A 10,697-nucleotide genomic window follows, 5' to 3' on the forward strand; every position below is an offset into this window, starting at 1 on the left:
ACGTCTTCGCCGGCCAGAGTCGTGATCACGTCTCGGAGGTGTTAGAGTCCGGGCATCGTTGGGTCATGTGAGGCGATGGCCGTAGTGCGTGGGGAGGGCCGATGGTGCCTGGGGGGTATCGGGTGAGTGGTGGTGTTCCTTTCGGTGAATGCTGCCTCCAGTCGGCCGAATCATGGTCTTGCACGGTTGGAATCGACTGGTGAGCAGGCTCAGGTTCGACGAGTCCGGACGCATGCTCGCCGTGTTCGCGGCGGTCACCACGGTTCTGTACGCCGCCAGCGCGATAGCGTCGTGGTCGAATCTGACCGGTGCGCAGCAGGTTCTGGCCGCTTTGGCTCTGATACTGGGTCCGACGGCGATCGTGGTGCTGGCAAGGGCGGGTGTGCCGAGCCCCAAGCAGGCGGTGGGATTGGCGACCGCATTGTCGGTGATGGCACTCGCCTGCGCGTTGGGGAGCAGCGACACCATGCCGGCGTTCTTGATCTGCGTCCAGGCGGCCATGTTCCTCGGCATGCACATCGGTGCGTTCTGGTCCGAACGCAGTGCAGGCATTTGGGTTGCAGTGCTTGCTGTTTCGGCGGTCATCGGAGCGGCGATCGCGCCGTACGGAACGCCGTTCATCAGTTACATCCTCGTGGCGCTCGGCATCGTCGGTGCCACGGAGGTGTTCGGTGTCTTCGCGCGCCGAATGCGCTATTCCGCGACGCACGACGCTCTGACCGGCCTGCTCAACAGATTCGGGTTCGAGTCCAAGATCGAGAAGATGTTGCCGGCATGTGCCGCTCGCGGATTGTCGGTCAGCCTCGCCGTGCTCGACCTGGACAATTTCAAGGAGATCAACGACGAGTACGGCCACATTGCCGGTGACGTCCTGCTCGCCCGGGTCTCGAAGGCATGGAAGGGGCAGTTGACCCGACGCGACGTTCTCGGTCGGCTCGGCGGAGACGAGTTCGTGCTGTTCATGCCGGGGGTTCTCGAAACGGAGGCCTGGCAGATCATCGAGCGACTGCGCCGCGCTCATCGTGCGGAATGGAGCGTCGGATTGGCCTGCATGCCCGCGGGTCGCCGCTGGGGTGAGATCTATCGGGCAGCCGACGCCGATCTGTACCGAGCGAAGCGAAGCCGTCCGCCGAGGACGAGTCGGCCGTCCGATCCCGACGCCGGGTACAGCGGACCGATTCGCAGGATCGCGCAGTAGCACTCCGTCGATGCAGCGTTGATCCCCAGATTTCATCCACAAGCTGGGGATAGATTTTCCCGCGCGGTGCACTTCTCGCGTTGACTCGTCGACAACGACGATGCTGCGGGGGATACGCGATGGTCACTCTCGACGAGTTCAGAACATGGGACAGCCGAGTGCTGGAAGCCGCGTCCGAAGCCCTGATGTGGCGGTGGCGTGAAGTGACTGCCGTGCACGATTCGGTAGCGGACGCGGCCATGGGCACAGGCTGGGACGGTCCTGCGGCCGAGGCGGCGCGTGAGGCGATGAGCCGCATCCGATCCGATCTGGCAGACATCGCAGCCGAGTTGCTTCGGATCGCGACCTGTACCGCGGATGCCTCGATCGACATGCAGAGTCTGGTCGCTGCCCTCCGCTCGGTGGAGCAGAGAGCGGCGGACGAGCGATTCGCGGTCGAATCCGATGGCTCGGTGTCCGACGCTGCAGCGTCGTATTCGGTTGCGCTCGTGGATCTGTGGTCGACGATGCGAGAGCGGCGGCGGTGCCGTGACGAGCTCGCCGAGCGAATCGCGCAGCTGATTCGTACGGCCACGGACTTCGACGACTTCCTTGCCCGACGCCTCGCCGGGGACACGTCCGCAGCCTCCGTCGCGGCGGCAGTTGCGGCTTCGGTGCCGCGCGACGGGTCACCGGCGGCCAATGCTGCCTTCTGGAGCGCGCTCTCGCCTGCGGCACGAACCAGGTTGCTCGTCGAACAGCCCGCGCTGATCGGCAATCTCGACGGCCTGCCTGGACGGGTACGGGACAGCGCCAACCGCCGAGTGTTGGCCGCCGAGCGTATCCGCCTCCGCGCCGTCCAGGCCGAACTGCAGAAAGAGTTGGACGACAACGTGTTCGGCGGGATCTTCAGTGACGCCGATGCCGGACTCGAGCAGACTCGCACACGGCTGGCATCACTCGATGCGATCGACGCGACGCTGGCGCAAGGAGCTCGACAGCTCCTTGTCCTCGACAATTCCTCGTACGAGGAGACGATGGCGGCCGTGGCGGTCGGCGATGTCGATACCGCAACCCATGTCGCCGTCTTCGTGCCCGGTCTCGGCTCGACGGTGCACGGTCATCTTCTCCGCTACGACGGCGACATGGAGAACCTCGAAAGCACTGTGCAGCAACTTGTTTCGCAAGACGGACCGCAATCTGCGGCTGCCGTGACCTGGCTGGACTACCAAGCCCCTCAGGTGGGGTGGAGCTTGCTCGATCCGGATCGGACCGTGGTCTCGGGTGCGGCTGCGCAGGCGGGAGCCGATCGACTGGTTCCGTTTCTGAACGGCCTCGACGCCGCGCGTGCGGGCGATCCGCATCTGTCGGTGTTGGCCCACTCCTACGGATCCCTCACGGCAGCATCTGCGCTCCGAGGTGACACGGGAGTCGACGAGTTCGTGGCTCTCGGGTCACCGGGGCTCGGCACACACAGCGTCGCGGACCTTCAGCTTCCCGTCGGACACACCTTCGTAGCGGAGGCCCAGGGCGATATCGTCGCCGATCTCGCCGCGTTCGGCCGCGATCCGGGCGCACTCGACGGAGTCACACTGCTGTCCACCGAGCCGTCCGACGGGGCCGGCGGCTCGATCGGTCACAGCGACTATCTCACCGAGGGGACCACCAGCGGACACAACACGGCACTGGTCGTCGCCGACCGCGGCGCTGAGGCCGTGATCAGAACGAGGCCGGGTCTGCTCGACCTGCTGCAGAAAGCTCTGTACCTATGACGGCGTGTCGTCGTAGTCGGCCAGACTCGGCGGAACGTCGGCAGGCGGGGGAACCTCGTTGCGACGGCGACCGAGGAAGAACACGACACCTCCGACGACGGCAGCAGCGGCACCGAACACCAGGATTCGGCGGGTCCGACGTGATCCGGCGTCGACCGTGACCAGCGCTGGGGTGCGATTCGCTTCGGCAATACGCTCCGCGGTCACCGCTCGCCGCTGCGCAGCCTGCTTGCGTGCCAGCCCGTAACCCCGTCTGGCCAACAGCAGGCCCACTCCGGCCGGACCCTTGCTTGCGGCAGATGCGGCTCCGAGCAGCGCGGACGCTGCGGTACCGGTGGTCGACCGACCCCGGTCGGGCTTCGTTGTGCTCGTCATACCCTCACTGTTCCACAACACGCCCCCGCTGAACCCTCCCGATACACCCGACTCGATGCCCGTTGTGAACTGCCCGATCACCCGAGATGGCACGATGGAGGGCGTGACTTCACCAAACAAGACCCAAACGGCCACGCTGCACACCAACCGCGGCGATATCGTCATCGAACTGTTCGGCAATCACGCCCCCAAGACCGTCGCGAACTTCGTCGGTCTCGCGGACGGATCCAAGGAGTACACGACGCAGAACGCATCGGGTGCCAAGACCGGACCGTTCTACGACGGCGCGGTCTTCCACCGCGTCATCGACGGCTTCATGATCCAGGGCGGCGACCCGACCGGCACCGGTGCAGGCGGACCGGGCTACAAGTTCGAGGACGAGTTCCACCCGGAGCTCTCCTTCGATCGCCCGTACCTGCTGGCCATGGCGAACGCCGGCCCCGGCACCAACGGCTCGCAGTTCTTCATCACCACCGGCAAGACCCCGCACCTCAACCGCAAGCACTCCATCTTCGGTGAGGTCACCGACGAGGCGTCGAAGAAGGTCGTCGACGCGATCTCGAGCACGCCGGTCGGCCGCGGAGATCGCCCGGTGGACGAGGTCGTCATCAACAACGTCACCATCTCTTGATCTGACCGAAGGACTCTCGACAAGATGACGAACCCCGGCTGGGGTGGCGCCTACGGCGACCAGCCCAACCCACCCCAGTCGGTGTGCGTCCGACATCCCGATCGCCCCACCGGCTTGGCCTGTTCGCGCTGCGGCCGGCCGGCATGTCCGCAGTGTCTGCAGGCCGCCGCCGTCGGACAGCACTGCGTCGATTGCGTGCGCGAGGGCAACAAGAACATCCGCACTGCGCAGACCGTCGCCGGTGCACCCATGGCACGATCGGCCAAAACCCCACTGACGTACGCCCTCATCGCCGTCAACGTGATCGTCTACGGCATCACCGTGGCACAGTCCGGCGATCCGATGAACAACACCTCCGGATCCGCGCTTGCGCGCAGCTGGGCTCTCAACAGCCTGCTCGTCTCCGACGGCGATGTGTTCCGGTTGATCGGCAGCGGCTTCGTCCACTACGGGCCGATCCACCTGCTCGTGAATATGTTCGCGCTGTACATCATCGGTCGCGACGTCGAACTCGTGCTCGGCCGAACCCGCTACCTGGTCGTCTACTTCCTCTCGCTCCTCGGCGGAAGCGCGTCGGTGATGCTGCTGGAGAATCCACTGGCGCTCACCGTCGGCGCGTCCGGTGCCGTCTTCGGCCTCCTCGGCGCGCAGGCCGTCATCCTGCTGCGGCTCAAGCGAAGCCCGGCACCCATCCTCATCGTCATCGCAGTGAACATCTTCATCAGCATCTCGATCCCCAGCATCTCGCTGTGGGGACACATGGGCGGACTCGTCGCCGGAGCCGCCGCAACCGCCGGTCTGGTGTTCCTCTCCCGACGAACCCCGGACACGGGTCGACAACGAACCATGGCCGGCGTGTCCATGGCCTGGCTCTCGGTCATCGCGGTCGCTCTGGTGTCACTGGGCATCATCGCCATCCGTGTACTCGACCTGCGCGCCCATATGGGCCTCTAGCCAGTCCACTCGATGTGACATCGACCCCCCAAAAGGCCACTGAATGTCACATCGAGTGACCCTGGGGGCCGGGCGGTCAGGAGTTGCGGGGCACCAGACCGTGTATTTCGAGTGCGTCGTACACATCTCGGGGGTCGGTTCCGAGGTCCCATCTGCCGAAGATGATGAGTCGGTCGTCGTCTTCGCCGGGTGGGCGGACGTCGAGTTCGAGCATCGGGACGCGTCGGCCCAGTCGTGGGTATTTCACGATTTTGATGCGGACGATGTCATTGCGAGTGTACGTGTGTCTGCCGCCGAGGCGTTTCATCACCAGCGATCCGTCGTGGGTGATGGCCAGTCGGGGGCGTTGTGCGGCGGCGAGTGCGGCGATGATCCACATTCCGACGGCGGCGAGGCCGACGAGGAATGTTCCGGCTGCGTCGGTGGATGAGAGTGCAGCTCCGATTCCGAGCGCGATTCCGCCCACGACCAGGGCTGCGACGGCGACGAGGGGCGTCGCCCACTGCTGTTCGTACACACCCTGTGGATCGTTCGTAGAGTTATCCACAGGGTTTATCCACATTGGGGATGAATGACATCGATGTAACTCGGTCGGCTCTCAGCGCCACCGCATGGTCATCACGAGTCCGACGACCATGAACCCGAAGCCGATCAGGAAGTTGTAGGCGCCGAGGTTCCCGATGAAGGCGATGTCCTCGGAAGCCAGGTAGTAGACGATGAGCCACAGCAGCCCGACCAGCATGAATCCCAGCATCAGCACCACGTACCAGACCGGTGACGGCCCGGCGTTGACCTTGACCGGCGTACGGTTCGCCGGGTTGATCGTGTAGTCGTTCTTCTTCCGTACCTTCGACTTCGGCATTGCTTCCTCTTCGTGTTCGTGACGGCCGGTGGCACTGCGGCCGTACCTGTGGACAACTTACGGTCGGAACCTGTGGATCGGCGGGTGCCGCGCATCCCCAGGCTATTGTCACCTCGAGGACCGTGACGGTCACCGAACCGGTTGCTGTACACGCTAACGCAGGTGAGCCCAGCACCGACCCACCGGACAAATTGCGAGCACCCGTGAGACGACGATCGACTGCCCCCGCCGACACGCGCTGGTGGGTGCTCGCCGTTGTGGTGTGCGCTGTCGTGGGTCTGCTGCTCGGCACCACCAGGCATGTCTCGGACGGCTCCGAGCTGCGCGGCGGCGACACCACTCGGCTCGCGGATCTGGTCGATGCGGCCCGACTCAGCAGTGACGATGCCCAGCGGAGCCGGGACGCGCTCGAGCAGCAGGTCGAGTCCATCCAGCAACGCACTGCGACGGGGGACACCGAGGTTGCCGATGCGTTGGTGCGTATCGATTCCCTGGCCGACGCGGCGGGACGCAAGCCCGCGTCCGGTGGGGGTGTGACCGTCACGATGGCCGACGCTCCCCGTGGACCGGACGGCTCGTATGCGTCCGACGCGTCCGTCGACGATCTGGTGGTTCATCAGGTCGATGTCCAGAGCGTGCTCAACGCGTTGTGGGCCGGCGGCGCGTCGGCGATCGCGATGCAGGATCAACGCCTGGTGGCCTCGTCGGCTCCGCGGTGCATCGGAAACACCCTTCTGCTCGGCGGGCGGACGTACAGTCCGCCGTACGTGATGACGGCGATCGGGGATTCGGATCGGTTGCGCGCGGCCTTGAAGAACGAGCCGGGTGTGCGGTTGTACGAGCAGTACGCGCTTCGATACGGCCTCCGTTACGACGTCGCAGCGTCCGAGAACCTCTCGGTGCCCGCGTACTCCGAATCGGTGCGCATGCGGTATGCACAGCCTCGCTGAGTACGCTGTCCACATGCGTATTCTCGTCGTCGACAACTACGACAGCTTCGTCTTCAACCTCGTCCAGTACCTGGGCCAGTTGAATGCCGATGTCGAGGTCTGGCGCAACGACGACGAGCGCCTCACCGACCGTGACGCCGTTGCTGGCCGGTTCGACGGCATTCTGCTCAGCCCGGGGCCGGGCACGCCGCAGCGCGCGGGTGCCACGATGGATCTCGTCTCGGCCAGCGCTCGCGCGAAGACGCCCCTGCTCGGGGTCTGTCTGGGCCATCAGGCGATCGGTGCAGCCTTCGGTGCGACGGTGGAGAAGGCTCCGGAACTGCTGCACGGTAAGACCAGCCTGGTGCACCATTCGGGCGTCGGAGTTCTCGAGGGGATGAACGAGCCGTTCACGGCCACTCGCTACCACTCGCTGACCGTCCGGGAGGACACGATCCCGGACGAACTCGAGATCATCGGGCGCACCGAATCCGGTCTGGTGATGGCCATGAGGCACACCGAACTACCGATTCACGGCGTCCAGTTCCATCCGGAGTCCATCCTCACCGAGGGCGGCCACCGCATGCTGGCGAATTGGCTGACCGTCTGCGGGATGCCCACCGACCAGGGTCTGGTTTCCAAGCTCGAGGCCCAGGTCGCCGAGGCGTTCGCCTGAGCCGGCCTCGACGCGGCTAGTTGCCGCTGGGGATTCCCAGCGCCCCGATGCTCACGGTGATGGTGTCGGTCTTGCTGATCTCCGAGCCTGCCGGCTGCGTCTGGTTGACGATTCGCCCGACCATCAGTGGGTCGAGTGTCGACTGCCTCGACGTCGACAGGTTCGACGCAGTTCCGGTCCACCCCGCCGATTCCAGTGCTGTCAGGGCCTGAGCCTCGGTGAGGCCGGACAGGTCCGGCATCGGGATCTTGTCTCCGTTGGAGACCCGCAACGTCACGACGGTGTTCTCGGCGACGTTGGCACCACCGGTCGGGTCCGTCGAGACGACCTGTCCCACCGGCTGACTCGAGTCGATGTTCTGTATCTGGACACGGAGCCCGGCACCCTCGACGTTCGGCTGCGCGACGTCGACGAGCTGGCCGACGACGTTGGGCATCCGGACCTGCGCAGGCCCCGAACCGAGCGTGATGCGAACCTGCGAGTCGGCGTTCATGCTCACGCCCGAGGACGGGTTCTGCTCGATGACCTTGTCGAGGTTCTCCGGCGTCGACGGCGCACGGGCGACGGTGGGATCGAGTTCGAGGCCCACCTCGTTCAAGGCGTCTGCCGCCTCCTGTTGCGTTCGTCCGGTCAGCCGCGGCACCTGCACCTGCTGCGGGCCCGAGGAGACATCGAGCTGAATGTCTCCCGGTGATTCGGTCTGTGACCCTGCGGCCGGGTTGGTGCCTATCGCCGAACCCTCGGGGACCGACGCATCCGGCCTCTCCTGCACGGTGACGCGTAGTCCGACGTTCTCGAGTTCCCGCTGGGCCTCGTCGGCGACGAGTCCGGCGACGGACGGCACGGTGACGGACGTGGGCTCCGCTCCGGGACCGAGGGACCACAGGAATGCTCCGACGATCGCGACGACGATGATCGACGCCGCGGAAACGAGGGCGATCTTGAGTCCGCGACGGCTCCTGGGTTCGTCCTCGCGTTCGGCGTGCCTCGACGCACGGGGTGCGGCGGCTGCGGCCGGTTTGTCCGCGCCGGAGAAGTCTGCCTGCCGGGAGTCGACCGATCCGAGGATCGTGGTGCGGTCCTCGTCGTTCATGACCATCGGGGCGCTCGGGCGTTGACCTCCGAGGACACGGACCAGGTCGGTACGCATCTCGGCGGCGCTCTGGTAGCGGTTGGCGGGGTTCTTGGCCATCGCCTTGAGGATGATCGAGTCGAGTTCGCGCGGCACGGTGTCGTTGACCAACGACGGCAGCTGAGGATCCTCGCGCACGTGCTGGTAGGCGACGGCGACCGGTGAATCACCCTTGAACGGCGGTTCGCCGGTGAGGATCTCGAACAGCACACATCCGAGCGAGTAGACGTCCGATCGAGCGTCGACCTGTTCGCCGCGGGCCTGCTCGGGTGAGAGATATTGAGCGGTCCCGATGACGGCGGCGGTCTGGGTCATCGGAGACGACGAATCGGCGATGGCACGCGCGATGCCGAAATCCATCACCTTCACGGCGCCCGCGTTGTTGATCATGATGTTCGCGGGTTTGACGTCGCGGTGCACGATTCCGTTGCGGTGGCTGAAATCGAGTGCAGCACAGACGTCGGCGATGACCTCCATGGCCCGACGCGGCGCCATGGGTCCCTCGGCGCGCACGATGTCGCGCAGGGTGTCGCCGTCGACGTACTCCATGACGATGAACGGGAGCGGTCCGGCCTCGGTCTCGGCCTCGCCGGTGTCGTACACGGCGACGATGGCGGGGTGGTTCAGGGCGGCCGCGTTCTGGGCTTCGCGTCGGAAGCGCAGGTAGAACGTGGGGTCGCGAGCGAGATCGGCGCGCAGGACCTTGATGGCGACGTCGCGATCCAGCCGAGTGTCACGTGCCAGATGAACCTCGGACATGCCGCCGAAACCGAGTATCTCGCCCAGCTCGTAGCGAGAGGACAGCGTACGGGGAGTCGTCATTGTTGTCCTCGAGGATCTTGCTGGAATGGAATCTCGATCAGCGGCCGTCTCGTCGTCGTCTGCGTCGGCTCGGCCGTGGTCGTGGTGGTTTCCTCGGTGGTCGTCGGCGCCTCGGTTGTGGTCGTCGTCGTGGTCGTCGTGGTTTCTTCGGTGGTGGTTTCTTCCGTGGTCGTCGTGGGTTCGGTGGTTGTGGTCGTGGTGGTGGTCGGCTGCGTGGTCGTGGTGGTCGGCGGCACGAACGGAGTCGGCGTGTCGTCCCTGCCCCCGGTCAACAGCACGTAACCGCCGATGAGGATGGCCAGCAGCAGCAGTCCGGCGCCGCCCCAGGCCAGGGCCTTCTGCGCCGACGACATTCCGGTGGACTCGGGGACTGCGGCGGCTGCCGTTCCGGTGACCGGTCCGCGGTACTCGCGCTGCGATGTCGGCATCATCTGGGTGCTCGACGGCGGTGCCGCAGGGCTGGGTACGACGCCCGGCATCATGACCCGGCCGGTGCCCGTACCGCGGGAGTTTCCGGGTGCGGGCGGGCGACGGCCTGCACGGACCGCGGCGACGGCGTCGGCGAACTCGCCACCGTTGGCGTAGCGCGCGGCGGGGTCCTTGACCATCGTGATCTCGATGAGTTCGCGTACGGCAGGCGGCAGGTCGAGCGGCATGGGTGCCGGCGTTTCGCGGACGTGCTTCATGGCCACGGTCAGGGCACCGTCGCCCACGAACGGCCGCGTGCCCGCGAGTACTTCGTATCCGACGACTCCGAGCGAGTAGACGTCGGAAGCCGAGGTGGCCTCTTCGCCGAGTGCCTGTTCGGGGGCGATGTACTGCGCTGTGCCCATGACCATTCCGGTCTTGGTGACCGGCGACGCGTCGACCGCTTTCGCGATGCCGAAGTCGGTGATCTTGACCTGCCCGGTGGGGGTGATCAGGATGTTGCCCGGCTTGACGTCGCGGTGGACGACGCCTGCGGTGTGCGCGATCTGCAGGGAGCGGCCGGTCTGTTCGAGCATGTCGAGGGCATGGCCGAGCGGCAACCGGGACATCCGGCCCAACACCGCGTTCAGCGGCTCACCGTTGACCAGTTCCATCACCAGGTAGGCCAGTGATTCGCCCGCGCCGTCGCGGGTCTCGCCGTAGTCGTAGACCCCGGCGATTCCGGGGTAGTTCAGCTGTGCGGTGGTGCGCGCCTCGAACCTGAAGCGCTGCAGGAATTCCGGGTCCTCGGAGAACTCCGCCTTGAGTACCTTGACCGCCACGCGGCGATCCAGGCGATTGTCCATCGCCTCCCACACCTGACCCATACCGCCGGTGGCGATCAGGCGCAGCAGTCGGTAGCGCTGGGCGATGACAGCCCCGTTGCTCAATGGCACCGT

The 10,697-nt window shown here is 65.9% G+C and carries 11 protein-coding genes; 6 read left to right on the plus strand and 5 right to left on the minus strand.

Annotated elements, in window-relative coordinates; genetic code table 11:
* Positions 1-199 precede the first annotated feature (199 nt).
* Together NY08_RS17530 and NY08_RS17535 are read left to right on the plus strand one after the other, a co-directional pair.
* Positions 200-1,198, plus strand: a complete 999-nt coding sequence (locus NY08_RS17530) for a GGDEF domain-containing protein (protein ID WP_235386946.1) — start codon at positions 200-202, stop codon at positions 1,196-1,198.
* A 119-nt stretch (positions 1,199-1,317) separates the two neighbouring features.
* Complete coding sequence (locus NY08_RS17535) at positions 1,318-2,949, plus strand: alpha/beta hydrolase (protein WP_052683859.1); 1,632 nt, start codon at positions 1,318-1,320, stop codon at positions 2,947-2,949.
* On the opposite strand, the gene NY08_RS17540 is transcribed toward NY08_RS17535, so the two are convergent.
* Positions 2,944-3,324: a hypothetical protein gene (locus NY08_RS17540; protein ID WP_045200665.1), complete on the minus strand. Its 381-nt coding sequence runs from the start codon at positions 3,322-3,324 to the stop codon at positions 2,944-2,946. The two genes, NY08_RS17535 and NY08_RS17540, sit on opposite strands and share 6 nt — an antisense overlap.
* 94 nt (positions 3,325-3,418) lie before the next feature.
* Here NY08_RS17540 and NY08_RS17545 point away from each other — a divergent pair, with 94 nt between their 5' ends.
* Complete coding sequence (locus NY08_RS17545) at positions 3,419-3,955, plus strand: peptidylprolyl isomerase (protein WP_094629007.1); 537 nt, start codon at positions 3,419-3,421, stop codon at positions 3,953-3,955.
* A gap of 24 nt (positions 3,956-3,979) precedes the next feature.
* Positions 3,980-4,909, plus strand: a complete 930-nt coding sequence (locus tag NY08_RS17550) for a rhomboid family intramembrane serine protease (protein ID WP_045197780.1) — start codon at positions 3,980-3,982, stop codon at positions 4,907-4,909.
* A 76-nt stretch (positions 4,910-4,985) separates the two neighbouring features.
* Here NY08_RS17550 and NY08_RS17555 read toward each other — a convergent pair whose 3' ends face one another.
* Both NY08_RS17555 and crgA read right to left on the minus strand, forming a co-directional pair.
* Positions 4,986-5,471 carry a PH domain-containing protein gene (locus NY08_RS17555; protein WP_045197782.1) on the minus strand — a complete coding sequence of 162 codons (486 nt, stop codon included), beginning with the start codon at positions 5,469-5,471 and terminating at the stop codon, positions 4,986-4,988.
* 36 nt (positions 5,472-5,507) lie between these two features.
* The gene (gene crgA, locus NY08_RS17560; RefSeq protein WP_032396997.1) at positions 5,508-5,771 is read right to left on the minus strand and encodes a cell division protein CrgA; all 264 of its coding nucleotides are present in this window, start codon (positions 5,769-5,771) and stop codon (positions 5,508-5,510) included.
* A 203-nt stretch (positions 5,772-5,974) separates the two neighbouring features.
* Here crgA and NY08_RS17565 point away from each other — a divergent pair, with 203 nt between their 5' ends.
* Together NY08_RS17565 and NY08_RS17570 are read left to right on the plus strand one after the other, a co-directional pair.
* A complete protein-coding gene (locus tag NY08_RS17565; protein ID WP_045197784.1) occupies positions 5,975-6,721 on the plus strand; it encodes a DUF881 domain-containing protein in 747 nt (248 codons plus the stop codon).
* Positions 6,722-6,734: 13 nt separating this feature from the next.
* Entirely contained in the window at positions 6,735-7,376 is a 642-nt protein-coding gene (locus NY08_RS17570; RefSeq protein ID WP_045200668.1) for an aminodeoxychorismate/anthranilate synthase component II, read from the plus strand.
* Between the two features lie 16 nt (positions 7,377-7,392).
* Here the strand turns inward: NY08_RS17570 and pknB are convergent, their stop codons facing one another.
* Both pknB and NY08_RS17580 read right to left on the minus strand, forming a co-directional pair.
* Positions 7,393-9,330, minus strand: coding sequence for a Stk1 family PASTA domain-containing Ser/Thr kinase (pknB, locus tag NY08_RS17575; RefSeq protein WP_032397000.1), 1,938 nt, complete (start codon positions 9,328-9,330; stop codon positions 7,393-7,395).
* Positions 9,327-10,694, minus strand: a complete 1,368-nt coding sequence (locus tag NY08_RS17580; RefSeq protein WP_032397001.1) for a serine/threonine-protein kinase — start codon at positions 10,692-10,694, stop codon at positions 9,327-9,329. The genes pknB and NY08_RS17580 overlap by 4 nt, the downstream gene beginning before the upstream one ends.
* Between the last annotated feature and the right edge of the window lie 3 nt (positions 10,695-10,697).

It is taken from the genome of Rhodococcus sp. B7740 (genome assembly GCF_000954115.1).
Lineage (GTDB): Bacteria > Actinomycetota > Actinomycetes > Mycobacteriales > Mycobacteriaceae > Rhodococcoides.